The organism is Pseudomonas sp. Irchel 3E13 (assembly GCF_900187455.1).
Classification (GTDB): Bacteria; Pseudomonadota; Gammaproteobacteria; order Pseudomonadales; family Pseudomonadaceae; genus Aquipseudomonas.
The window spans coordinates 400,822-426,380 of sequence record NZ_FYDX01000003.1 but is presented as its reverse complement, the minus strand read 5'-3'; the positions used below and the strand labels follow the sequence as shown (position 1 = coordinate 426,380).

The following is a 25,559-nucleotide window of genomic DNA, read 5'->3' as shown; positions in this document are numbered from 1 at the left end:
GAACCGGACCTAGTGTCCGGTTTTTTTATTCCCATAATTCAACTAGTTAGGTGTAAAACGCGGAACACAAACATTCTTATTCCGATTAATTTTCACTTATTATTCAATAACTTAGGTTTGACAGAGAAAGTTGCCAGGCTCAAACTCCTGCTTATTGGCACACTTGAAGAGCAGGACCTCAATCATGAAAGGCGACGTAAGCGTCATCCAGCATCTCAACAAGATCCTCGGAAACGAGCTGGTCGCGATCAACCAATACTTCCTGCATGCGCGCATGTACGAAGACTGGGGCCTGGAAAAACTCGGCAAGCACGAATACAAAGAATCCATCGACGAGATGAAGCACGCTGACAAACTGATCAAGCGTATTCTCTTCCTCGAAGGCATCCCCAACGTCCAGGACCTGGGCAAGCTGCTGATCGGCGAGCACACCCGCGAAATGCTGGAATGTGACCTGAAGATCGAGCAGAAAGGCCTGATCGACCTGAAAGCCGCCATCGCTCACTGCGAAACCGCTGGCGACTTCGGTAGCCGCGAACTGCTGGAAGACATCCTCGAGGCCGAGGAAGAGCATATCGACTGGTTGGAAACCCAGTTGAGCCTGATCGACAAGGTTGGTCTGGAAAACTACCTGCAATCGCAGATGGGAGAGTAACGCAGCCGCGAGCTTCAAGCTCCCAGTTGCAAGATAAAAGCGCCGCGCGCCTTCAAGGGCCGCGGCGCTTTTTTTCATTCAGAGGCACCAGATATGAAAAAGCCCCGCATCGCGGGGCTCTTCATGACGGCTGGCAGGTGATCAGGCTTCGGAAGCCTTGGCCTTGGCAGCAGCTTCTTTGATCAGGGTCTGCAGCTCACCATTGGCGGCCATCTCGATCATGATGTCGCTACCGCCGACCAGCTCACCGGCCACCCACAGTTGTGGGAAGGTTGGCCAGTTGGCGTACTTCGGCAGGTTGGCGCGAATTTCCGGGTTCTGCAGGATGTCCACGTAAGCGAACTTCTCGCCGCAGCCCATTACGGCTTGCGCCGCTTTTGCCGAAAAGCCGCACTGCGGGGCATTCGGCGAGCCTTTCATGTAAAGCAGAACGGTGTTGTTGGCGATCTGCTCTTTGATTGTTTCGATGATATCCATGAAGCACCTCGGCTGAACTTTCCGACCTGGTTGTCGGCACGGTGGCGAATTGTATCGGAAAGCCGAGCACGACGCTCGGCCTTGCCGACAATCATGCAGCAACCACCTCCACCGGCACACCGTTGAGCACCGCATTGCCGGACAACGCGTCGAGCAGACGGTCATCGGTCAGGTCATTGGCACTGGCCCCGGACTGCGCCCGCGCGATGTCCAGCAGCACGCCGGGCCTGGCGTGGCCGAAACCGTGGGGCAGGCTGACCACGCCGCGCATCATGTCGGTGCTGGCCTGCACATCCACCTCGATGCTGCCGACCCGCGACGTCACCCTCACCCGCTGCCCATCCTGCAATTGGCGCCCGGCCAGGTCCTCCGGGTGCATCAACAATTGATGGCGGGGCTTGCCTTTGACCAGTCGATGATAGTTGTGCATCCAGGAGTTATTGCTGCGCACATGACGCCGGCCAATCAACAGCAACTGCGCGGCGCTGGGTGGCTGTTGCGCGGCAAAGCGCTGCAGGTCGGCGAGGATCTCCGCCGGGGCCGCTTCGATGGCGCCACTCGCGGTTTTCAGGCGTCCGCTCAGATTGGGCTGCAAAGGGCCCAGATCGATGCCATGCGGGTGCTGGTCGAGCGTCTCCAGTGACAGGCCGAACGCCGAACCTTCCCCGTAACGCCCGCCGCGCAGGCCCAGATCAATCATCTGCGCGGGCGGCAGGGTCGGTTTGAGGGGTTTGTCGCTGATCGCCGCGAAGGCCCGTGCCAGGCCGACGAAAATCTCCCAGTCATGCAGCGCGCCCTGGGGCTTGGGCAGAATCGCCCGGTTGAAGCGAGAAACGTTGCGCACCGCGAACAGGTTGAACGTGGTGTCGTAGTGATCGTTCTCCAGTGCGGAGGTCGATGGCAGGATGAGGTCGGCGTAGCGCGTGGTCTCGTTGATATAGAGATCGATGCTGAGCATGAACTCCAGGCCGTCCAGCGCTTGTTCGAGCTGTCGGCCATTGGGCGTGGACAACGCCGGGTTGCCGGCCACGGTCACCAGCGCGCGTACCTGTCCTTCGCCTTCGGTGAGCATCTCTTCAGCCAAGGCTGACACCGGCAGCTCGCCGCCATATTCAGGCAGCCCGGATACCCGGCTCTGCCACTGATTGAAATGCCCGCCGCTGGTGGTCGCCACCAGGTCCACCGCAGGTTCGGTGCACAGCGCGCCGCCGACGCGGTCGAGGTTACCGCTGACCAGGTTGATCAACTGCACCAACCAGTGACAAAGCGTGCCGAACGCCTGGGTCGACACCCCCATGCGCCCATAACACACCGCCTTGTCCGCCGCCGCGAAGTCCCGCGCCAGCTGCCGAATCAACCCCGCATCGATACCGCACAGCAGGCTCATGATCTCCGGCGTGAACGACTGCAGGGCCTCGCGAACCTGATCCAGGCCGTTGACCGGCAAATGCGTCACGCGGGTCAGGTTTTCCTCGAACAGGGTGTTGAGCACGCCACAGAGCAGCGCCGCGTCGCCTCCCGGACGGACGAACAGATGCTGATCCGCCATCGCCGCGGTTTCGCTGCGCCGCGGATCGACCACAACCAGCTTGCCGCCGCGCGCCTGGAGCGCCTTCAGCCGCTTCTCGACATCCGGCACGGTCATGATGCTGCCGTTGGAGGCCAGCGGGTTGCCGCCGAGGATCAACATGAAATCGGTGTGGTCGATGTCCGGGATCGGCAGCAACAGGCCGTGCCCGTACATCAGGTAGCTGGTCAGGTGATGCGGCAATTGGTCGACCGACGTCGCGGAAAAGCGGTTGCGGGTCTTGAGCAGGCCGAGGAAGTAGTTGCTGTGGGTCATCAGCCCGTAGTTGTGCACGCTCGGGTTGCCCTGGTAGACCGCGACGGCATTCTGGCCGTGGCGCTGCTGGATGTCGTAAAGCTTGCGGGCGGCCAGCTCGAAGGCTTCTTCCCAGGGAATGGGCAGCCATTGGTCGCCCACGCGCACTACCGGCCCGCGCAGTCGATCGGGATCGTTCTGAATGTCCTGCAGCGCCACCGCCTTGGGGCAGATGTGGCCGCGACTGAAACTGTCCTGGGCATCGCCCTTGATCGAGGTAATACGCGGGGCGCCGCCCTCCTCGGTATCAAGCTCGAAGGTCAGGCCGCAGATGGCCTCGCACAGGTGACAGGCTCGGTGGTGCACGGTCTTGGTCATGGCCGCCTCTTGTTCTCGGATCAGGGGGGAGTGCCGTCCCCGACTATGGCCCCGGCATGCGCGGGCTGCCAGCGACCTTCGCGGCGTGAATCCCCGGGCATCAGGAGGAACGATGGTTCCAGATGACCGACAAAGCCTGGCCGATTCATTGCCAAGCCCGTCTGGGGCAGTGTAAAAAGCTCTCTTGCTCTGGAAAAAGAAGCAGACCAACGGCTTGCCCAAATCCCCGGCTCACGCCATGGATGCAGCCCCACTTGGTAAGACGCGACATTTAATTATAGTATTGCGCCTTCCCCTATTTCGTCGCCCCGTGCGGCTTTCGCCGCAGGTCTCATCCGTGTTTCCGAAAAACCGGTTTTTGCTGATCTGCGGTCTGTTGCAAAAAGGTAGTCAATGATGAGCGCTAGGCACTTTCTCTCCCTGATGGATTTCACCGCCGAAGAACTGGTCAGTGTGATCCGCCGAGGGATCGAGCTGAAAGACCTGCGTAACCGCGGCGTACTCTTCGAGCCCCTGAAAAACCGCGTGCTGGGCATGATCTTCGAGAAATCCTCGACCCGTACCCGGCTGTCCTTCGAAGCCGGCATGATCCAGCTCGGCGGCCAGGCCATCTTCCTGTCCCCGCGCGATACCCAACTGGGCCGTGGCGAGCCGATCGGCGACTGCGCCATCGTCATGTCGCGCATGCTCGATGCGGTCATGATCCGTACCTTTGCCCACAGCACCCTGACCGAATTCGCCGCCAATTCGCGGGTTCCGGTGATCAACGGCCTGTCCGACGACCTGCACCCGTGCCAGTTGCTGGCCGACATGCAGACCTTCCTCGAACACCGCGGCTCGATCCAGGGCAAGACCGTGGCCTGGATAGGCGACGGCAACAATATGTGCAACAGCTATATAGAAGCGGCCATCCAGTTCGACTTCCAGTTGCGCATCGCCTGCCCGGAAGGCTACGAGCCGAACCCGAAATTCGTCGCCCAGGCCGGTGACCGCGTACAGATCGTCCGCGACCCGAAGGAAGCGGTACGCGGTGCACATCTGGTCAGCACCGATGTCTGGACTTCCATGGGCCAGGAAGAGGAAACTGCACGGCGCCTGGAGCGGTTCGCGCCTTATCAGGTCAACCGCGCACTGCTCGACCTGGCAGCCCCCGATGCCCTGTTCATGCACTGCCTGCCTGCCCACCGTGGCGAGGAAATCAGTGTGGACCTGCTCGACGACCCTCGTTCGGTCGCCTGGGACCAGGCGGAAAACCGTCTGCATGCACAGAAGGCGCTTCTCGAATTCCTTGTTGAACCGGCCTACCACCACGCATGAGTCGTCCCCTATTGCTCAACCTGCGCAACCTCGCCTGCGGCTATGGCGAGGCGCGCATCGTCCAGAACCTCAACCTGCACCTGAACGCCGGTGACATCGGCTGTCTGCTGGGCTCCTCGGGTTGCGGCAAGACCACCACCCTGCGCGCCATCGCCGGCTTCGAGCCGATCCACGATGGCGACATCCAGTTGGCCGGCGAGACCATCTCCAAGGCCGGGTTCACCCTGGCGCCGGAGAAACGCCGGATCGGCATGGTGTTCCAGGACTACGCGCTGTTCCCACACCTGACGGTGGCGGACAACGTCGCGTTCGGCATCGGCAAACACCCGCACAAGCAGCAGGTGGTCAAGGAGATGCTCGAACTGGTCAAGCTCGACGGCCTCGGCGGGCGCTACCCGCACGAGCTTTCCGGTGGCCAGCAGCAACGGGTCGCCCTGGCCCGCGCCCTGGCACCCGAGCCGCAGTTGCTGCTGCTGGACGAACCCTTCTCCAACCTCGACGTGGAACTTCGCCGGCGCCTCAGCCACGAAGTCCGCGACATCCTCAAGAGCCGCGGCACCAGTGCGATCCTGGTGACACACGACCAGGAAGAAGCCTTCGCCGTCAGCGACCATGTCGGCGTCTTCAAGGAAGGCCGGCTGGAGCAGTGGGATACGCCCTACAACCTGTACCACGAGCCGGCGACCCCGTTCGTTGCCAGCTTCATCGGTCAGGGCTATTTCATTCGCGGCCAGTTGCTCGACCCGGAGACGGTCCAGACCGAACTCGGCACGCTGCGCGGCAACCGCGCCTATGCGCTGCCGGTCGGCGGCGCGGTGGATGTGCTGTTGCGGCCTGATGACATCATCCATGCCCCGGACAGTACCCTGAGCGCGCGGATCAACGGCAAGAGCTTCCAGGGCGCCTCAACGCTGTACCGCCTGCAACTGGGCACCGGCACCCAGCTCGAAGCGATCTTCCCGAGCCATATCGATTACCAGATTGGCCAGGACGTCGGGATCGCCGTTGCGGCGGATCACCTGGTGCTGTTCGCTGCTTCAGGCAGTGTCGAAGCGAGGTTGCCGGCTGGCGAGAGCGGCGTTCGCCGATACGGCTCGGTCAGCTGATACAAAAAAGGCCGCCACAATCGTGGCGGCCTTTTCGTTGGGGCATCCCCGTTTCTATTCGCGACCAATATCCGCGAACTTGCCCTGGGTGTGCTCAGCAAGTACCGCAGCCGCCAGCTCCACCTCCAGCCCACGCCGTCCGGCGCTGACATGAATCGTCTCGTGAGCCTCGGCCGATTGGTCGATAAAAGTGCGCAGACGTTTCTTCTGACCCAGCGGGCTGATTCCGCCCAACAAGTAGCCCGTTGAACGCTGCGCTGCGGCGGGGTCAGCCATTTCGCACTTCTTCACGCCCGCCGCCTGGGCCAGTGCCTTCAGATCGAGGCTGCCGCCCACCGGCACCACCGCCACCAGCAACTCGCCCTTCTCACTGCTGGCCAGCAAGGTCTTGAACACCCGCTTGGGGTCCAGACCCAGTTTTTCAGCAGCCTCCAGGCCGTAGGACGCGGCCTTGGGGTCGTGTTCATAACTGTGAATGCGGTGTTCGGCGCGAACTTTCTTCAACAGGTCCAGAGCAGGGGTCATGCGGGGCTCCAACATTCGTTCTGTATTCGGCGGCTACTGTAGGACAAATCGTGTGCCACAACCATTGGCCTGTAGGACACGAACATGACAACTCGTAGGCCGGCAGTCAGATTATGAATGACAGTTCACTTTCGACCTTTGACATCAGCGTTTCTTGTCTATATTTTTTCGAATCTGAATATCGGTGATGCCCTTATAAGGTGCATTTCTATCGTCTGCCTGACCGAAATGGGGATTTCGTTCGGGTTTCTGTCGAGCGCTCACTGCGCCTCACAACAACAAAAACCGAGGTATCGAATGACGACTGCTCTACAACAACCGACGTTGTCCAGCCAATGCATGGCCGAATTCTTCGGCACCGCACTGTTGATCTTCTTCGGTACTGGCTGTGTTGCCGCGCTCAAGGTGGCGGGTGCCAGCTTCGGCCTGTGGGAAATCAGCATCATCTGGGGGGTGGGCGTCAGCATGGCGATCTACCTCACCGCCGGTATTTCCGGCGCGCACCTGAACCCCGCCGTGAGTATCGCGCTGTGCCTGTTCGCCGGTTTCGAGAAGGGCAAGCTGCCGTTCTACATCGTCGCCCAGATCGCCGGCGCCTTCTGCGGCGCGGCGCTGGTCTACACGCTCTACAGCAGCCTGTTCTTCGATTACGAACAAACCCACCAGATGATTCGCGGCAGCCAGGCCAGCCTCGAACTGGCCTCGGTGTTCTCCACCTACCCGCACCCGGCGCTGTCCACCGGTCAGGCGTTCCTCGTTGAAGTGATCATCACCGCGATTCTCATGGCCGTGATCATGGCCCTCACCGATGACAACAACGGCCTGCCGCGCGGCGCCCTCGCCCCACTGCTGATCGGCCTGCTGATCGCCGTGATCGGCAGCGCCATGGGCCCGCTGACCGGCTTTGCGATGAACCCGGCACGTGATTTCGGCCCCAAACTGATGACATTCCTGGCTGGCTGGGGCGAAGTAGCCTTCACCGGCGGCCGTGATATTCCCTACTTCCTCGTTCCGGTTTTCGCGCCGATCATGGGAGCGTGCCTTGGCGCCGCCCTGTACCGCGGCGTGTTCGCCCGCAGCCTGCCCAGCGCCGCTGCCAGCACCCCGACCGACGACAAGACCCAGGGCAACACCCAGACTTCCTGATCCGCACGCGGACAGAGCTGCCCTGACTCCAACCTATTTCACTGCAAGGCCAACGACATGACAGACCGTCAGAACAAGAACTACATCATTGCCCTCGACCAGGGCACGACCAGTTCGCGGGCCATCATTTTCGACCGCGATGCCAACGTGGTCGGCACCTCCCAGCGCGAGTTCGCCCAACACTACCCGCAGGCCGGCTGGGTCGAGCACGACCCGATGGAAATCTTCGCCACCCAGAGCGCGACCATGGTCGAAGCCCTGGCTCAGGCGGGCATCAGCCACGACCAGGTCGCCGCCATCGGTATCACCAACCAGCGTGAAACCACGGTGGTCTGGGACAAGGAAACTGGTCGCCCGGTGTACAACGCCATCGTCTGGCAGTGCCGACGCAGCACCGAGATCTGCGAACAACTCAAGCGCGACGGCCTGCAGGACTACATCCGCGAAACCACTGGCCTGGTCACCGACCCCTACTTCTCCGGCACCAAGCTCAAGTGGATCCTCGACAATGTCGAAGGCGCTCGCGAGCGCGCCGAGCGCGGCGACCTGCTGTTCGGCACCGTCGATAGCTGGCTGATCTGGAAATTCTCCGGCGGCAAGGTTCACGTCACCGACTACACCAACGCCTCGCGCACCCTGCTCTTCAACATCCACACGCTGCAGTGGGATGACAAGATGCTGGAAGTGCTGGGCATCCCGCGGCAGATGCTGCCCGAAGTTCGTTCGTCCTCGGAAATCTACGGCAAGACCAAGAGCGGCATCGACATCGCCGGTATCGCCGGCGACCAGCAGGCCGCGCTGTTCGGCCAGATGTGCGTGGAGCCGGGCCAGGCCAAGAACACCTACGGCACCGGCTGCTTCCTGCTGATGAACACCGGCGACAAAGCCGTGCAGTCCTCCCACGGCCTGCTGACCACCATCGCCTGTGGCCCGCGTGGCGAAGTGGCCTACGCACTGGAAGGCGCCGTGTTCAACGGTGGCTCCACCGTGCAGTGGCTGCGCGACGAACTGAAGATCGTCAACGACGCCCACGACACCGAGTACTTCGCCAGCAAGGTCAAGGACAGCAACGGCGTGTACCTGGTGCCGGCCTTCACCGGCCTCGGCGCACCTTATTGGGACCCGTACGCCCGTGGCGCCCTGTTCGGCCTGACCCGCGGGGTCAAGGTGGACCACATCATCCGCGCCGCGCTGGAGTCGATCGCATTCCAGACCCGCGACGTCCTCGACGCCATGCAGCAGGACTGCGGCCAACGCCTCAGCGCGCTGCGCGTGGACGGTGGCGCGGTAGCCAACAATTTCCTGATGCAATTCCAGGCCGACATCCTCGGCACCTGTGTCGAGCGTCCGCAGATGCGCGAAACCACCGCCCTCGGCGCCGCCTACCTGGCGGGCCTGGCCTGTGGCTTCTGGAGCGGCCTGGACGAATTGCGCGGCAAGGCGCTGATCGAGCGCGAATTCACCCCGCAACTGGCGGAAGCGGAGAAGGAAAAACTCTACAGCGGCTGGCTCAAGGCCGTTGATCGCACGCGCGACTGGGAACCCCACGAAGAGTAAGCAGTGCATACAGGGCGCATCCGCAATGGATGCGCCCTGTGCTATGCGGCTGCCGCACTCAGGCTGGTCCCCGGCTACTTCCTACGGCATCATTGCAGCATTTTTCGGCCGCCCCTGAAGGACGCCAATGAATCTGCCTCCCCGCCAACAACAAATTCTCGAACTGGTCCGCGAACGCGGCTACGTCAGTATCGAAGAAATGGCGCAATTGTTCGTCGTCACCCCGCAAACCATCCGCCGCGATATCAACCAACTGGCGGAGGTCAATCTGCTGCGGCGCTATCACGGTGGCGCGGCCTACGACTCCAGCATCGAAAACACCGCCTACGCCATGCGCGCCGACCAGATGCGCGATGAGAAACAGCGCATCGCCGAAGCCGTGGCCCAGCAGATCCCCGATAACGCCTCGCTGTTCATCAATATCGGCACCACCACCGAGTCCATCGCCCGCGCCCTGCTCAACCACAATCACCTGAAAATCATCACCAACAACCTGCATGTCGCTTCGATCCTCAGTGCCAAGGACGACTTCGAAGTGCTGCTGGCCGGCGGCAATGTGCGCCGCGACGGCGGTGTGGTGGGCCAGGCCAGCGTCGACTTCATCAACCAGTTCAAGGTCGATTTCGCCCTGGTGGGCATCAGCGGCATCGACGAAGACGGCAGCTTGCTGGACTTCGACTACCAGGAAGTGCGCGTTTCCCAGGCGATCATCGCCAATGCCCGGCAAGTGATCCTCGCCGCCGACTCCAGCAAGTTCGGCCGCAACGCCATGGTCCGCCTCGGCTCGATCAGCCTGATCGACTGCCTGGTAACCGACCAGGCTCCCGTCGCCGCCCTGAGCCAGTTGCTCAACCAGAACAAGATCCGTCTCGAAGTGGTGTGACGGCCCCGCAACCGCCATCGCAAGGGTGGCGGTTTCAATGTTCGGTTTTTTTCACTTATTTGTAACCAGATCAGTATTTTCTATGGAAAGTCACTGGTCGGCGGCTTTCCGTTCGGCTAACATTTTCGAATACGAACATTAATGTTCAGAAAAGATACCAGAACGACTTTACAAGAGGCCGCGCCGTGTCCAATTCCAGCTCCCCCATCCTTGCCGAAATCTATGACGTTGCCGTCATCGGTGGTGGCATCAATGGTGTCGGCATCGCCGCCGACGCTGCCGGACGCGGTCTTTCGGTGTTCCTCTGCGAAAAGGACGACCTCGCCAGCCACACCTCATCGGCCAGCAGCAAGCTGATCCACGGTGGCCTGCGCTATCTCGAACATTACGAATTCCGCCTGGTGCGCGAAGCCCTCGCAGAACGCGAAGTGCTGCTGGCCAAGGCTCCGCACATCGTCAAGCCGATGCGTTTCGTCCTGCCGCACCGCCCTCACCTGCGTCCGGGCTGGATGATCCGTGCCGGCCTGTTCCTCTACGACAACCTGGGCAAGCGCAAGCAACTTGGCGCCTCGCGCAGCTTGCGCTTCGGCCCGGGCAGCCCGCTCAAGCCGGCGATCACCCGCGGTTTCGAATACGCCGACTGCGCGGTGGACGATGCCCGCCTGGTGGTGCTCAACGCCATGGCCGCCCGTGAGCGCGGCGCGCACATCCTCACCCGCACCCGCTGCCTGAGCGCGCGTCGCAGCGGCAAGCTGTGGAACGTGCAGGTCGAACGCGCCGACGGCAGCCAGCAGACCATTCAGGCCCGCTCGCTGGTCAACGCCGCCGGTCCGTGGGTGGCCAAGTTCATCAAGGATGACCTGAAGCTCGACGCGCCCTACGGCATCCGCCTGATCCAGGGCAGCCACCTGATCGTGCCGAAGCTGTACGAAGGCGAACATGCCTACATCCTGCAGAACGAAGACCAGCGCATCGTGTTCTGCATTCCTTACCTGGAACGCTTCACCCTGATCGGCACCACCGACCGCGAATACAGCGGCGACCCGGCCCAGGTGGCAATCACCGAAGCCGAGACCGACTACCTGCTCAACGTGGTCAACCAGCACTTCAATCATCAACTCAGCCGCAGCGACATCCTCCACACCTATTCCGGTGTGCGTCCGCTGTGCAACGACGAGTCGGACAACCCGTCGGCGGTGACCCGCGACTACACCCTGGCGTTGTCCTCGGACAACGGCCAGGCACCGCTGCTGTCGGTGTTCGGCGGCAAGCTGACCACCTACCGCAAGCTGGCCGAATCGGCCATGGGCGAACTGGCCCCCTGGTTCACCCAGATGACCGGAAGCTGGACCGCCACCGCACCGCTGCCCGGCGGTGAAGGCATGAGCACGCCGCAAGCCCTTTGCGACGAAATCCTCGCCCGCCACGGCTGGCTGCCTGCGGCCCTGGCCAAACGCTGGGCGCTGACCTACGGCAGCCGTACCCTGGCGCTGCTGGAAGGCGCGCAAGGTCCGGAAGATCTGGGCGAAGCCATCGGTGGTGGCCTGTTCAGCCGTGAAGTGGATTACCTGTGCCGCGAAGAATGGGCGCTGAACGCCGACGACATTCTGTGGCGCCGCAGCAAACTGGGGCTGTTCCTGAGCGCCTCGGAACAGCAGGCGCTGCGTGAGTATCTGCAGCGGGCCGAGCTGAAGCGTGGCCGGGTGCAGGCTGCCTGAATCGCGGCGGTTGACACGGAACCCGTGGGAGCGCGGCTAACAGCCACTCTCACAAGTTCCGCGTCAACCCCATCGCCGCCTTCGTTCGGCTTTCCGAACGACAACCTTCGTAAGATTCGGCCTACCGTACACGGCCTCCTGTCAAACGCCCGTCAAATAACCCTGCTATCCAGTAAAACCGGGCCTTCATGACCGAAGTCAGCGCCTGGCACGACTCATGCTCTACACTCAGTACCCGAATGCGCAAACGCTTTATTGCAGTGTTCGCTGAACGAAACGGCCGACAACGGCCTCATAAAAAAAACAACGTCGAGGAAAATTAGATGCGTATCGTTCGTCATCTGTTGGGCGCCGCTATCGCGGCCGCTGTGATCGCTTCGCCCGTCATGGCCGAAGAACTGACCGGCACCCTGAAGAAGATCAAGGACTCGGGCACCGTTACGCTGGGGCATCGGGACGCTTCCATTCCGTTTTCTTACATCGCCGACGCTTCGGGTAAACCGGTCGGTTACTCCCACGACATCCAGTTGGCAATCGTCGAGACCCTGAAAAAGGATCTGGACCTTCCCAACCTGAACGTCAAATACAACCTGGTCACCTCCCAGACCCGCATCCCGCTGGTACAGAACGGCACCGTTGACGTCGAGTGTGGTTCCACCACCAACAACGTCGAGCGCCAGCAGCAGGTCGCCTTCTCGGTCGGCATCTTCGAAGTCGGTACCCGCCTGCTGACCAAGGTCAAGGACGGTCAACCCGCCTACAAGGACTTCCCGGACCTGGCCGGCAAGAACGTGGTGACGACCGCCGGTACCACCTCCGAGCGCATCCTCAAGGCCATGAACGCCGACAAGCAGATGAAGATGAACGTCATCTCGGCCAAGGACCACGGCGAGTCGTTCCAGATGCTCGAATCCGGTCGCGCCGTTGCCTTCATGATGGACGATGCCCTGCTCGCAGGCGAAATGGCCAAGGCCAAGAAGCCGACCGACTGGGTCGTTACCGGTACGCCGCAATCCTATGAAATCTACGGCTGCATGGTCCGCAAGGACGACGCACCGTTCAAGGCGGCGGTCGACAAGGCCATCGTCGCGCTCTACAAGTCGGGCGAGATCAACAAGATCTACGACAAGTGGTTCCAGCAGCCGGTCCCACCAAAAGGCTTGAACCTCGGCTTCCCGATGAGCGAAGAGCTCAAGGCGTTGATCGCCAACCCTACCGACAAAGCCGCGGACGAAAAGAAGTCCTGAATCCCGTTTAGTTAGTGTCTAACCTTTCATCCGAGGGCGCCCGCGCCCCCGGATGCTCGAAGGTGCCCGTGAAACAACTGATCTGAGGGGAGACCCCGATGAATTACAACTGGGACTGGGGCGTATTCTTCAAGTCCACCGGCGTGGGCGACGAGACCTACCTCGACTGGTACATCACCGGTCTGGGCTGGACCATCGCCATTGCGATCGCCGCCTGGATCATCGCGTTGCTGCTGGGCTCGGTCCTCGGCGTCATGCGCACCGTACCGAACCGCGTGGTATCGGGTATCGCCACCTGCTACGTGGAACTCTTCCGCAACGTACCGCTGCTGGTGCAACTGTTCATCTGGTACTTCCTGGTGCCCGACCTGTTGCCCGAAGGCCTGCAGGAATGGTTCAAGCAGGACCTCAACCCGACGACCTCGGCACTGATCAGCGTGGTCATCTGCCTCGGCCTGTTCACCGCCGCACGGGTCTGCGAACAGGTCCGCACCGGCATCCAGGCCCTGCCCCGCGGTCAGGAAGCCGCCGCCCGCGCCATGGGTTTCAGCCTCTCGCAGATCTACAGCAACGTGCTGCTGCCCCAGGCCTACCGGATCATCATTCCGCCGCTCACCTCGGAGTTCCTCAACGTCTTCAAGAACTCGTCGGTCGCCTCGCTGATCGGCCTGATGGAGCTGCTGGCGCAGACCAAGCAGACCGCCGAATTCTCCGCCAACCTGTTCGAAGCCTTCACCCTCGCCACGCTGATCTACTTCACCCTGAACATGGGCCTGATGCTGCTCATGCGCATGGTCGAGAAGAAAGTTTCGGTACCGGGCCTGATCTCCGTGGGAGGTAAATGATGGAACTGGACTTCAGCGGGATCATTCCCGCCCTGCCGGGCCTCTGGAACGGCATGCGCATGACCCTGCAACTGATGGTCATGGGCATCGTCGGCGGTATCGTGCTCGGCACTATCCTGGCGCTGATGCGGCTGTCATCGAACAAGCTGATGTCGAACCTGGCCGGAGCCTACGTCAACTATTTCCGCTCCATCCCGCTGCTGCTGGTGATCACCTGGTTCTACCTGGCGGTGCCGTTCGTGCTGCGCTGGATCACCGGCGAAGATACCCCGATCGGCGCGTTCACCTCCTGCGTCGTGGCCTTCATGATGTTCGAGGCGGCGTACTTCTGCGAAATCGTCCGTGCGGGCGTGCAGTCGATCGCCAAGGGCCAGATGGGCGCAGCACAAGCGCTGGGCATGACCTACGGCCAGACCATGCGCCTGATCATCCTGCCCCAGGCATTCCGCAAGATGACCCCGTTGCTGCTGCAACAGAGCATCATCCTGTTCCAGGACACCTCGCTGGTTTACACCGTCGGCCTGGTGGACTTTCTCAACTCGGCACGGGCCAGTGGCGACATCATCGGACGCTCGAATGAGTTCCTGATCTTCGCCGGCGTCGTGTACTTCGTCATCAGCTTCTCCGCTTCCTTCCTGGTCAAGCGTCTGCAGAAAAGGATAACCGTATGATTTCCATCAAGAACGTCAACAAGTGGTACGGCGACTTCCAGGTACTGACCGACTGCAATACCGAGGTCAAGAAAGGTGAAGTGGTGGTGGTCTGCGGGCCGTCCGGCTCGGGCAAATCGACCCTGATCAAGTGCGTCAACGCGCTGGAACCGTTCCAGAAAGGCGACATCATCGTCGACGGCACCTCCATCGCCGACCCGAAGACCAACCTACCGAAGCTGCGCTCGCGAGTGGGCATGGTGTTCCAGCACTTCGAGCTGTTCCCGCACCTGACCATTACCGAAAACCTGACCATCGCCCAGCGCAAAGTGCTGGGTCGCAGCGAGGCCGAAGCCAGCAAGAAAGGCCTGGCCCTGCTCGACCGCGTCGGCCTCAGCGCCCATGCCAAGAAGCACCCCGGCCAGCTTTCCGGCGGCCAGCAACAACGTGTCGCGATTGCCCGCGCACTGGCCATGGACCCGATCGTCATGCTGTTCGACGAACCGACCTCGGCCCTGGACCCGGAAATGGTCAGCGAAGTACTGGACGTCATGGTCCAGCTCGCCAACGAAGGCATGACCATGATGTGCGTGACCCACGAAATGGGCTTCGCCCGCAAGGTCGCCAACCGGGTCATCTTCATGGACAAAGGCAACATCATCGAGGACTGCACCAAGGAAGAATTCTTTGGTGACCAGAGCGTGCGTGACCAACGTACCCAACACTTCCTCAGCAAGATCCTGCAGCACTAAGCAGACCGCAGCCCGCTGTCCGGTGTTCGCCGGGCAGCGGGCGCTGGTCGTCATAAGGCCACTGTGATGAAATGCGATCCCACGCTCTTTCGCCCAGCCAAGCCTGCCCTTGCCGTGAAACCCCGCCTGATTCGCCAGCTCATCATTCCCCCACTGATCCTCCTGCTGACGATCGGACTGGGCGTCGCCGGCTTCATGGTCAGCGAACACAACGGCATCCGCACCTTGAGCGACAACGGCGAGCGCCAGCTAGAGCTGCACGCGCGCACCGTCGAGAGCGAAATCAGCAAGTACACCTACCTGCCCAGCCTGCTGGAGCTGGAAGACAGCGTCTCGAAATTGCTGACCGAACCGGATGGCGAACACCGCCAGGTGGTCAACGAATACCTCGAAGGCCTCAACCGGCGCAGCCGCAGCCGGGCGATCTTCGTCCTCGACACCAGCGGCCGGGTCCAGGCCTCCAGCAACTGGCGCGATGTCGACAGTTTCCTCGGCGAAGACCTGTCGTTCCGTGCCTATTTCCAGGACGCCGTGCGCGGCCAGCCAGGACGTTTCTACGGGATCGGCAGCACCACCGGCGAGCCGGGCTACTACCTGGCCCACGGTCTTGAAGAACACGGCAAGATCATTGGCGTCGCGGTCATCAAAGTCCGCCTGGAACCGCTCGAAGAACGCTGGCAACGCGCCCGCCTGGAAGCCTTCGTCAGCGACGAGAACGGCATCATCATCCTCTCCAGCGACCCGGCCCGACGCCTGAAGTCAGTGCGTCCGCTCAACCCGGAACTCAAGGAACGCCTGGCCCGCAGCCTGCAGTACTACTGGTTCTCGCTCAACGAGCTGCAACCGCTGGGCCGGGAAAAACTCGGCGACGACCTGGAGAAACTGACCTTCCCGGCCAACGCTCGGCTCGATGACGGCACCCATGAAGTCGCTTACCTGGCGCAGACTCGCCGCCTGGTCGACACGCCCTGGCACTTCACCCTGCTGACGCCGCTGCAGGACCTGCGCCGCGAATCGATCATCCAGGGTGTTCTGGTAGCCGTGGCTTTCGCCCTGCTGGCCATTCTCGCCATCGCCTGGAACGAGCGACGCAAGGTGATCGCCACCCGCCTGGCCGCCCGCGAGGCGCTGGAAGAAGCCAACAACCAGCTCGAACGCAAGATCGCCGAACGCACCGCCGACCTGCGCGCCAGCAACGACCGGCTGAAAGCGCAGATCCGCGAACGCCGTCAGGCCGAGCAGACTCTGCGCCACGCTCAGGACGAACTGGTGCAGGCCGGAAAACTCGCGGCCATCGGCCAGATGTCCACCAGCATCGCCCACGAACTGAACCAGCCGCTGGCCGCGCTGCGCACCTTGTCCGGCAACACCGTGCGCTTCCTCGAACGCGGCTCGCTGGAAATCGCCAGCGCCAACCTGCTGACCATGAACGACCTGATCGACCGCATGGGCCGCATCACCGCCAGCCTGCGCTCCTTCGCCCGGCGCGGCGACGACCGCGGCCAGGCCTCGCTGAGCAAGGCCGTCGAGGCCACCCTGCAAGTGCTCAACGCGCGCATCGAAGGGTGCCACCTGAAGCTGCACAGCAACTACAGCGACCAGCAACTGGCCATCGACCAGACCCGCCTGGAACAGATTCTCGTCAACCTCATCGGCAACGCCCTGGACGCCATGGCCACGGTGCCGCTGCCGCAGCTCTGGCTGGAAGGCGAGCGCCAGGACGACAAATACCGCTTGCGAGTCCGCGACAACGGCCACGGCATCGACGACGAAGCCCGCAAGCATTTGTTCGAACCGTTCTTCACCACCAAACCGGGCGAGCATGGCCTCGGCCTGGGCCTGACCTTGTCCGCCAGCCTCGCGGCCGCCGCTGGTGGCAGCCTGAACGTCGAACACCCCGCCAACGGCGGGACCGCGTTCGTCATCAGCCTGCCGCTGGTCAAAACCGCCACTGAACCCGCCGAGTCCTTATGAACCCATCGCCCCTTACCGTCCTGATCGTCGAAGACGACCCGCATGTGTTGCTCGGCTGCCAGCAGGCCCTGGCCCTGGAAGACATCGCCAGCGAAGGCGTGAGCAGCGCCGAACAGGCCCTGGAACGGATCGGCGACGACTTCGCCGGGATTGTCGTCAGCGACATCCGCCTGCCCGGCATCGACGGCCTGGAACTGCTCAGCCGCCTCAAGGCCCGCGACAGCAGCCTGCCGGTGGTGCTGATCACCGGCCACGGCGACATCGACATGGCCGTCGGCGCGATGCGCAACGGCGCCTACGATTTCATGGAAAAACCCTTCTCGCCGGAGCGCCTGGTCGACGTGGTGCGCCGCGCCCTCGAACAGCGCGGGCTGGCCCGGGAAGTGTTCGCCCTGCGCCGCCAACTGGCCGAGCGCAGCACCCTGGAAGGCCGCATCATCGGCCGCTCGCCGGCGATGCAGAACCTGCGCGAACTGATCGCCAACGTCGCCGACACCTCGGCCAACGTGCTGATCGAAGGCGAGACCGGCACCGGCAAGGAACTGGTCGCCCGCTGCCTGCACGACTTCAGCCGGCGCCAGTCCCAGCCTTTCGTCGCGCTGAACTGCGGCGGCCTGCCGGAAAACCTGTTCGAAAGCGAAATCTTCGGCCACGAGGCCAACGCCTTCACCGGCGCGGGCAAGCGGCGGATCGGCAAGATCGAGCACGCCAATGGCGGCACGCTGTTCCTCGACGAGGTCGAGAGCATGCCGATCAACCTGCAGATCAAACTGCTGCGGGTGTTGCAGGAGCGCACCCTCGAACGCCTCGGTTCTAACCAGAGCATCGCCGTGGATTGCCGGGTGATCGCCGCGACCAAGTCCGACCTCGACGCCCTCGGCCAGAGCGGCCAGTTCCGCAGCGACCTGTACTACCGCCTCAACGTCGTGACCCTGGAACTGCCGCCACTGCGCGAGCGCCGCGAAGACATCCTGCAACTGTTCGAACACTTCCTCCAACTGTCGTCCCTGCGCTTCGACCGCGAGGCACCGCAACTGGACAGCCAGACCCTGTCGCGCCTGATGAGCCATGACTGGCCGGGCAACGTGCGCGAACTGCGCAACGTCGCCGAGCGCTTCGCCCTCGGCTTGCCGGCGTTCAAGAAGAGCGGCACCAGCCCGTCCCAGGGCGTGGGCTTTGCCGAGGCGGTGGAAGCCTTCGAGCGCAACCTGCTCAGCGACGCGCTGCAACGCACCGGGGGCAATCTCAGCCAGGCCAGCCAGGAGCTGGGCATGGCCAAGACCACCCTGTTCGACAAAGTGAAGAAATACGGCCTCGGCTGACAAGGCGGAAAACCACATGGACCTGATACTCAAAGCCTGTCTTGGCGCCGCCGTGGTGGTGATCCTCGCGATGCTGGCCAAGACCCGCAATTACTACATCGCCGGGCTGGTGCCGCTGTTTCCCACCTTCGCCCTGATCGCCCACTACATCGTCGGCAAGGGCCGCTCGCTGGACGACCTGAAGACCACCATCGTGTTCGGCATGTGGTCGATCATTCCGTACTTCGTCTACCTCGCCGCGCTGTATTTCCTCGTCGACCGCTTGCGCCTGGAAGCCTCACTGGCCTTGGCCGCACTGGCGTGGCTGGTGGCAGCGGCGATTCTGGTCAGTGTCTGGGTGCGCCTTCACTAGCGCTGGGCGAGATGGCTGAAATCATTGCGGTGCGCCTGTAAATACGGCAACACCGCCGCCAGCAGCGCCGTCTTGAACGGTTCCTGGAATCGGTGGGCCAGCCCGGGAATCAATGCCAACTGGCTGCCCTGGATATGCGCCGCCAGGTGCACCCCGTGCATCACCGGCAACAGCGGATCGGCGGTGCCATGCACCACCAGCGCCGGCACCCGCAGGCGGTTGAGCAGTTCGACCCGGCTGGGTTCGGCGAGGATCGCCATGATCTGGCGCTTGACCCCTTCGGGGTTGAACGCGCGGTCATAGGACACCGCCGCCTGTTGCAGCAACGCCTGACGATCATCCTGCACCCGCGGGCTGCCCAGCGCCGCCAGCAGGTCGGCCTGCTGTTCGATCGCCACCTCGCGGTTGGGCGCGCCGCGCCGCGCCAGTTGCTGGATCAGCGCCGCGCTTGGCGCCGGCAGGCCCTGGGCGCCGGAACTGGACATGATCAGCGTCAGGCTCTCGACCCGCTCCGGCGCCATCGCCGCCAGGTGCTGGGCGATCATCCCGCCCATGCTCACGCCCAACACATGAAAGCGGCTTTCGCCGAGGTACTGCATCAGCTCCAGGCCGTCCTCGGCCATGTCTTCGAGGGTGTAGGGCGCACTCACCGACAACCCGAGGCGATAGCGCACCAGTTCGTAGGTCAGGCTGGCATCGGCGGGCGGCTGGTTCCAGCGCGACAGACCGACATCGCGGTTGTCGTAGCGGATCACCCGGAAGCCCTGGCGACACAAGGCCTCGACCACTTCATCAGGCCAGTGGATCAACTGCCCGCCCAGCCCCATGACCAGCAACAGCGCCGGGTCGGTGCTGCGCCCGACGCTCTGGTAGGCCAGGCTGACCTGCTTCAGCTCGGCCTGCTCGACCGGCGCATGGACGTCGCAACGCGGCGCGGCGAACGACGGAAAGGCGCTCAGCAGCGCCAGGAGAAATAAATACAACCGCATGGAAAAACACCGAAAACGAAATCCCCAGTAGAGCGCGAGTGTGATGATGTTTGTGCCGGCGCGCTGCCACAGTTCCGTGACAATTTCATGAACCTCGCCGAGCGGATACCTATGTACCGCCCGCCCTTCCCCGGCTTGACCTCAAATCCGCCGACCACAGCGCCAGTACGGCCTGTTTTCGCCGAGCCCGAGGTAAACCCGATGCCCGCCCCAGACCACGTCGACACCTTGACCGTGATCGACTTCGCTTTTGAACAGAATCTCGACGCCCCCCTCCCCCACGATGAAAACCTGTTTTCCAGCGCCTCGGCGCGTTGGCACGAATGCCGTAAGCACATGCTCGAGCTGTTCAGCGAGCTTCCCGCAATCCGTGGCGCGATCAGGCAACAGATCACCGAGCGTTGGGGCCTGGACAGCGACCTTGCCGGCCTGCGCTTCCACACCGGGCAGCGCCTGTGCCTTGATGAAGCCGCCGTATTCGTCCTGCAGTTTCCGCTGGACCCGACCCTGAACCAGGCCAGTGACGTCTTTGGCCTGCCCGCGGATCACCCGCTGCATGGCCTGTCGCCAACGGCGCTGCTGGAGACACTCAAGACCCTGGAACTCAGCAGCAGCCTCAACAGACAGTGGATCGTCTACTGGAATGGCCGGGCGCCCGGCACCCCGCTGTCCCGGCGCAGTTGGGCGGCGCGGCAGTATCACGCGCACTTCCAGGCGGCCTGCGATCTCGCCGTGGCCGATGGCACGCTGACCGCACGCCAGTGGCAAGTGCTACAAACGGCGCTTCCGCGCCCCGATACACCGGCCGTGTCCAGCGGTTTCGAGACGCTGCAACTGGTTCTGGCCGATGGCAGCAGGCTCAGGCTGCCGGGCGCGCTGGTCATCACCGTCGCCAGCGAGGGCACCGACCACGTGCTCTACCTGCCGTCGTACACCCCCGCGCTACAGGTGTTTGCCGATCGGGCAGCGATGGAAAGCGAGCTTCTGCACCGCCAGCGCCTGCTGTGGTCCTACACCAGCAACGACCTGCGACCGCGCAACACCATCGACTACCAAGTCCAGGACGCGCCGCTGGATGCCGCCTTCCGGCAATTGATGGGGCATCTGCGGGCTGGCTATCTCGCTTCCCTGCAACAAAACAGCGACGCCGAGCCGGCGGCCACCGCGAGCGCCCCCCTTGCCGCCGTCGACGCCTACGACAACGCGCGAGCGAGCAACACCCTGTTCGCCGAACCGCCGCTGTTTCACTCGCTGGCCAACGCTGCCGACGATGGCGAATCCCCTCGCCACACCGACTTTGGCAACCTGTACCAGGACATCGCGCTCAGCACCCGCCTGGGCATGGTCAAACAGCAACTGCGGGCCTTCGAAGCCCTGGCAGGCGAGCAGGACGACCCTGATTCGCCAACACTGCAATCACTCAGAGAAACACTCAATGCCCTGTCAATGGCGCAGAGCCGCGCCGACAGCGCGGCCTCTTCGTTACTCGACACCGCCTGGCTACACGAATTGCGCAGCCGGGCCCAGGACGCCTACGCCGACCTGAAACAGGCGCGCCAGGACGGCCTGCGCGCCGAGGCCGCTGTCCAGCACGCCATGAAACAGCTCGGCGACGACGAGTGGCACATGCTCGAAGCGCTGCTCCGCTCACCCACTGCGGCGCAGCGCGGCATCCCGGTGGTTGCGGCCGCGCTGACCCTGCAAATGACCGGCGACGACCAACAGATCACCTCACAACCGCTGGACGGTGTGCTGGTCATCGCCCACGGCACCGAGGCCAACACCGTCGTGGCTGACCGCCCGCTGCTGCTGTTCTGGCCTGGCAGCGCGGGCGGCTTGCAGCAGTTCGCTTCAGTGACGGCGCTGGAGCGCGAATTCTTCAAGCTGTCGGCAAGCGACGACGCCCGCAAGCTGCTGCTCACGCCCTTGGCCGGGGACGCGTTCGACTATGGCCTGCAACGCCAACTGGCCGCTTGCGAACAGGCCGCGCTCGAACTGCGCCAGCGCTTTGCCGCAAACGATGAAGCGCAGTACCAGAGCGCACGGGAGGAACTGCGGCGCACAGTCCTCGATGAACTGAACGTCCCGGTCAATACCGCTCGCGACCTGGCCTATGAGCGCTTCCTTGAACAAAACCGATCCCTGGCCCTGAACCGCGGACAACCCGAATGGCTGCGTCAGTTGGCGCCTTCCGAACGTCAGTCATTCAGGGCCCTGATCAAGGCTTGCGTACCTGCCGCGCGACGCTCCCAGGCCTTGCTGGAACGCGAACTTCCCCGCCGCGAGGACTTCGCCACGCGACAGGTCACGGCCCGCCTGATCCGCGATTTCGCCCTGGGCAGCGCCGTGCAGGTTCATCTCGACTTGCCCGATTCGACCCAGTTCGTGAGGGAAGCGATTGCAGGATCAGGCGCCCCGGGGACGCCGCTCACGCTCGTCCTCAAACCCAGTAAAAGCAGAAGCCTGATAAGCCTCCAGGAACTGGCCCTGGGCAACATCGACCACAGCATGTCCAACCGCCTGCAGTTCATGGGGCTGGTACTCACGGAGGGCGACTCCGCTGACCAGTCCACGCTCGCCTCCGGCCTGGATGCCATATACCTGCGCCGCTTCGTCAGCGAACTGGACCTCGCCGGGCGCTACGAGCAACGCATTCGCGATGCCTTGCTGGGCGCCGTGGACGCGCCCCTTTTCCATCAGCAATACCGGCAGGAATGCTTGCTGGCGCCTATCCGGCTGATGCTGGCGATTCGCGGCGAAGCGGCCCGGCACCAGCGCCATATCACCCAGGCCGGGCATGAGCTCCTGTCGCTGACCATCGATGCCAGTTCAAGCGAAGCGTTCAATACCGGCGGCAAACGCGTCAGCCTGTTGCCGGCGATGCTGATGCCGGGCGGTGAGGACACCGGCGATCGCAATACGACGCTGTCCGGCGTGACGTTCATCCACGAAAGCGTCAGCGGCCTGACCCTGCTGTATTTGCCTGACTGCCCTGACGCGATCTTCCTGCGCCAATACGACAGCCTGGAAAGTGCGCGCATCGCGCTGTTCAACCTGGCGTTCGACAGCAGCATCGCGGCGTACCTGGCCGACCGGGCGCTGGAGGGCGAGGTGGACTACCACGTCAGCCGTATCAACGAGGCCTGCGTTCGTCATTTCGACGGCTTGATCGGTATCGAGCAGGCCTGGCCGGCCACCACTTCGCTGGCGGCGCTGCAACTCAACGCGCACCTGGGCCGCCTGATCCAGGCCCACCGCAGCACCTCGCGCTCCAACCGGGAACTGCGCCTGGAGCTGGCCGCGCTGGAGAGCGGGAGGGTTTTCGACTACATCAAAATGGCGCTGGGCGTGCTGCCTTTCGCGGGCACGGTGATCGCACTCTATGACGCCTGGACCAGCGCCAACCGGGCCGTGGCGGCCTTTCTCCACAACCAGGTCGCCGAGGGCCTGGAGGCGCTTGAATCGCTCCTGCAATCGCTGATCGACGCCGCCATGGACCTGCTCCCCGGCGCTAGCCTCAAACCCGGCCCGGCACGTGCGCGGATCCACCAACGGCAACTGAAACAACTGGTCGCCAGCGGCCACTTGCATGCCGCGCCGGGCGGGCGGCGACGTACCGCCGTGGATCGCTTCAGCGGCTACGAATACGCGGGGGAACTGTCACTGGTCGGCCTGACGCCAGGCACCGAGGGTATCTATCGCGGTATCTACCGCCACACCGAAGGCACGTTCATCCTCAACAGCGGCCGGGTCTATCCGGTGATATTCGATGCAAGCCGGCATACCTGGCGCCTGACCGGCAAAGCCAACTCCGCGTACAAACAGCCGGTCGCCCTCGACGGTTTTGGCAACTGGGACACGCACGGCGCGCTCTATGGCGTCAATATCATCAGCCCCGCAGCCGGGGGCGGCGCCGCGCTGGGGCATTTGGCCGAATTCGCCGACCCGCTGTGGCCCGCGGCCATCCGCCGACACCTGCCACGCTGGTGGACCGACCCGGTCCTGCGTCGCCAGCAAGCCCTCAAAATCAGCGCCGACCGGAGGCTGTACGAACTGCAAAACCTCAACTCGGGCACCCAGGCGCAGCAGAACCGCTTCAACCAGACAGTCGACCCGGAGGCGCGCAACGCGCTGACCATCGAATTGCGCGCCCGCTACCTGAAGGAAAGAGAAATCGCCACCGAGCTGTACCCCGACCTCGAGGCACTGGTCCAGTTGAGCACCGGCAACAATCGGACCCGACTGAAAGGGCTGCAAAGCCGCGTTGCCTGGCTGCAGGTCGATCGCAGGCTCAACGAGCTGAACATCATCAAACCCAAGGCGCTGGCGCATCTGGAGCGAATCGATGCGATTGGCAGCGAGATAGAAACCACCCCCGTCATGGACATCCAGCGCCACCTGCTGCTCTTGCAACAACGCAAACAGGTGCGCCTGAAACTGGTGAAGAAGCTGGACGAAACCAGCAGGGTGATGCAAGAGGTCGAGGCCTGGAACAAGCGCATCACCGTGGCCGAACAGCGTGCCAACGTGCAGGAAGACGTAGAAGTCGTGCAGCAGAAATTCAGCCAGGCCACCACCGAGCTCCTTAAGGTCGGCAACTACCTGGAAATCGTCAACCGCTACGAAGCCGCCATCGATGTTTCCTGGATCCTGCTCCAACGGGGGATCGCAGGAAGCCGGAGCCGGCTTGACCGTGCACTGAACAACCAGCTCCACCTGACGGAGGTGCGCGCCAGTGCGACCCAGCGCGAGCGCGTACTTCAGGACTGCCACGCAACCTACCAGAACTATCACCGCGACTTTCTGGCCTGGAACGCCAGCTACCCGCAATTCTTCGATCAGCCCCATGTCGAGCCGTTCCTGGAAGGCCTGCGCCATATCACTGAACTGGCCGAACGCTGGAGAAAGAAGTCCGCATTCCCGACGCAGACGCGCCAACCCGGCCCGGCGCAACCCGCGCGTCGACTGTTCGAAACCGAGGACAACCAAGTGTTGATGGGGATCGAGGAGCATGCCGACAGGCAGCGGCGCATGACCATTCCCGGGATCAACAACAACACCGAAATCTATGTCGAAGGCCCGCAAGGCCGCTGGCGCCTGGAAAATCCAAGGCCCGCGCCCGCGAGCGCGCCCAGTGACCTCAAGCAACTCATGCGCGAAGCCCGGGAGCGCCTGGACAACCTCCCCGCCTACACCGCCAAGGTGCAGGGTTACGCCCGCCAGAACATGTTGCCGGTAGACCTGGAACACCTGCTGGTCAGCGAAGCCGGCGAGCTTCGCACCCGCGCCACGCTCATCGCCGAACAGGACCCGCAGGCGCCGCTGCTCGACACACTCCGGGCCAAGGCGGATGAGCTGGTGACACAAGGACGGGAACTGCGCATCCGTCAGACGCTGGCGAGCAAGACCCCGAGCGAAGGGATGCTGGACTACCTGCTGGAGCACCAGTCGGTGGACATCATCAAGGTCGGCGAAATGACTCAAATGCCCAAGCGCGCCGAGGGCCGTGCCGAATACCTGCTGGAGTACGAAATACGCGACCTGACCCGCATCCCACCGTGCCCCCTGTGGTACGCGCACTTTCACTACACCTCGGCGAATCCGGGGTTCGCCAGCTTCGCCAAGGCCCATCTGAAGATTCCTGAACAACGCCGCCGTGGTCTGCAATGGCAACAAGGCCAAGGCGAGTCGGCGGAGCGGATCTGGCGCGGAGATATCGGCAAGGTGCTGGCGCAGAAGCACTTTGCCGCGCTGTTCGACTGATCGACGGCACATCGCCAAAACCCGAAGCCGGACCGTTGCAGAGCGGTCCGGCTTGCTGGCGTCTACAACGTTGTGGTCGAC

19 protein-coding genes are annotated in these 25,559 nt (G+C 63.0%); 15 read left to right on the top strand and 4 right to left on the bottom strand.

Translation table 11 applies throughout. The features are described 5' to 3' along the window. The first annotated feature begins 184 nt into the window (after positions 1 to 184). A complete protein-coding gene (gene bfr, locus CKW37_RS06680; RefSeq protein WP_095154890.1) occupies positions 185 to 655 on the top strand; it encodes a bacterioferritin in 471 nt (156 codons plus the stop codon). Between the two features lie 141 nt (positions 656 to 796). Here the strand turns inward: bfr and grxD are convergent, their stop codons facing one another. Next, the gene (gene grxD, locus CKW37_RS06675) at positions 797 to 1,132 is read right to left on the bottom strand and encodes a Grx4 family monothiol glutaredoxin (RefSeq protein ID WP_095154889.1); all 336 of its coding nucleotides are present in this window, start codon (positions 1,130 to 1,132) and stop codon (positions 797 to 799) included. A 91-nt stretch (positions 1,133 to 1,223) separates the two neighbouring features. Continuing rightward, entirely contained in the window at positions 1,224 to 3,332 is a 2,109-nt protein-coding gene (locus tag CKW37_RS06670) for a molybdopterin oxidoreductase family protein (RefSeq protein ID WP_095154888.1), read from the bottom strand. A gap of 396 nt (positions 3,333 to 3,728) precedes the next feature. Here CKW37_RS06670 and argF point away from each other — a divergent pair, with 396 nt between their 5' ends. Then, positions 3,729 to 4,649 (top strand): ornithine carbamoyltransferase, encoded by a 921-nt coding sequence (gene argF, locus CKW37_RS06665; RefSeq protein ID WP_095154975.1) that lies wholly within the window; start codon positions 3,729 to 3,731, stop codon positions 4,647 to 4,649. After that, positions 4,646 to 5,755 (top strand): ABC transporter ATP-binding protein, encoded by a 1,110-nt coding sequence (locus tag CKW37_RS06660; protein ID WP_095154887.1) that lies wholly within the window; start codon positions 4,646 to 4,648, stop codon positions 5,753 to 5,755. The genes argF and CKW37_RS06660 overlap by 4 nt, the downstream gene beginning before the upstream one ends. A 54-nt stretch (positions 5,756 to 5,809) precedes the next feature. Here the strand turns inward: CKW37_RS06660 and ybaK are convergent, their stop codons facing one another. Next, on the bottom strand, positions 5,810 to 6,280 hold the full coding sequence (gene ybaK, locus CKW37_RS06655; protein ID WP_095154886.1) for a Cys-tRNA(Pro) deacylase: 471 nt from the start codon (positions 6,278 to 6,280) through the stop codon (positions 5,810 to 5,812). A gap of 297 nt (positions 6,281 to 6,577) precedes the next feature. Here ybaK and CKW37_RS06650 point away from each other — a divergent pair, with 297 nt between their 5' ends. The 11 genes from CKW37_RS06650 (at position 6,578) to CKW37_RS06600 (ending at position 18,726) form a co-directional block, all read left to right on the top strand. Then, on the top strand, positions 6,578 to 7,426 hold the full coding sequence (locus tag CKW37_RS06650; RefSeq protein WP_095154885.1) for an MIP/aquaporin family protein: 849 nt from the start codon (positions 6,578 to 6,580) through the stop codon (positions 7,424 to 7,426). 57 nt (positions 7,427 to 7,483) lie between these two features. Continuing rightward, positions 7,484 to 8,983, top strand: a complete 1,500-nt coding sequence (gene glpK, locus CKW37_RS06645; RefSeq protein WP_095154884.1) for a glycerol kinase GlpK — start codon at positions 7,484 to 7,486, stop codon at positions 8,981 to 8,983. Between the two features lie 127 nt (positions 8,984 to 9,110). Next, positions 9,111 to 9,866 carry a DeoR/GlpR family transcriptional regulator gene (locus tag CKW37_RS06640; protein ID WP_095154883.1) on the top strand — a complete coding sequence of 252 codons (756 nt, stop codon included), beginning with the start codon at positions 9,111 to 9,113 and terminating at the stop codon, positions 9,864 to 9,866. A gap of 185 nt (positions 9,867 to 10,051) precedes the next feature. Continuing rightward, positions 10,052 to 11,584 (top strand): glycerol-3-phosphate dehydrogenase, encoded by a 1,533-nt coding sequence (gene glpD / locus CKW37_RS06635; RefSeq protein ID WP_095154882.1) that lies wholly within the window; start codon positions 10,052 to 10,054, stop codon positions 11,582 to 11,584. A 323-nt stretch (positions 11,585 to 11,907) separates the two neighbouring features. Beyond that, positions 11,908 to 12,831, top strand: a complete 924-nt coding sequence (locus CKW37_RS06630) for a glutamate/aspartate ABC transporter substrate-binding protein (protein ID WP_095154881.1) — start codon at positions 11,908 to 11,910, stop codon at positions 12,829 to 12,831. 98 nt (positions 12,832 to 12,929) lie between these two features. Then, on the top strand, positions 12,930 to 13,676 hold the full coding sequence (locus tag CKW37_RS06625) for an amino acid ABC transporter permease (protein ID WP_095154880.1): 747 nt from the start codon (positions 12,930 to 12,932) through the stop codon (positions 13,674 to 13,676). Further along, complete coding sequence (locus CKW37_RS06620) at positions 13,676 to 14,347, top strand: amino acid ABC transporter permease (protein WP_095154879.1); 672 nt, start codon at positions 13,676 to 13,678, stop codon at positions 14,345 to 14,347. The genes CKW37_RS06625 and CKW37_RS06620 overlap by 1 nt, the downstream gene beginning before the upstream one ends. Next, positions 14,344 to 15,078, top strand: coding sequence for an amino acid ABC transporter ATP-binding protein (locus CKW37_RS06615; RefSeq protein ID WP_095154878.1), 735 nt, complete (start codon positions 14,344 to 14,346; stop codon positions 15,076 to 15,078). The genes CKW37_RS06620 and CKW37_RS06615 overlap by 4 nt, the downstream gene beginning before the upstream one ends. A 66-nt stretch (positions 15,079 to 15,144) precedes the next feature. Next, the gene (locus tag CKW37_RS06610) at positions 15,145 to 17,052 is read left to right on the top strand and encodes an ATP-binding protein (protein ID WP_095154877.1); all 1,908 of its coding nucleotides are present in this window, start codon (positions 15,145 to 15,147) and stop codon (positions 17,050 to 17,052) included. Next, complete coding sequence (locus tag CKW37_RS06605) at positions 17,049 to 18,374, top strand: sigma-54 dependent transcriptional regulator (RefSeq protein ID WP_095154876.1); 1,326 nt, start codon at positions 17,049 to 17,051, stop codon at positions 18,372 to 18,374. The genes CKW37_RS06610 and CKW37_RS06605 overlap by 4 nt, the downstream gene beginning before the upstream one ends. Positions 18,375 to 18,399: 25 nt before the next feature. After that, the gene (locus tag CKW37_RS06600) at positions 18,400 to 18,726 is read left to right on the top strand and encodes a GlpM family protein (RefSeq protein ID WP_177454403.1); all 327 of its coding nucleotides are present in this window, start codon (positions 18,400 to 18,402) and stop codon (positions 18,724 to 18,726) included. Here the strand turns inward: CKW37_RS06600 and CKW37_RS06595 are convergent. Then, positions 18,723 to 19,715, bottom strand: a complete 993-nt coding sequence (locus CKW37_RS06595) for an alpha/beta fold hydrolase (RefSeq protein ID WP_095154874.1) — start codon at positions 19,713 to 19,715, stop codon at positions 18,723 to 18,725. The two genes, CKW37_RS06600 and CKW37_RS06595, sit on opposite strands and share 4 nt — an antisense overlap. Before the next feature lie 201 nt (positions 19,716 to 19,916). Between CKW37_RS06595 and CKW37_RS06590 the strand changes: the two genes are divergently transcribed. Then, positions 19,917 to 25,478 (top strand): dermonecrotic toxin domain-containing protein, encoded by a 5,562-nt coding sequence (locus tag CKW37_RS06590; protein WP_095154873.1) that lies wholly within the window; start codon positions 19,917 to 19,919, stop codon positions 25,476 to 25,478. Positions 25,479 to 25,559: the final 81 nt, after the last annotated feature.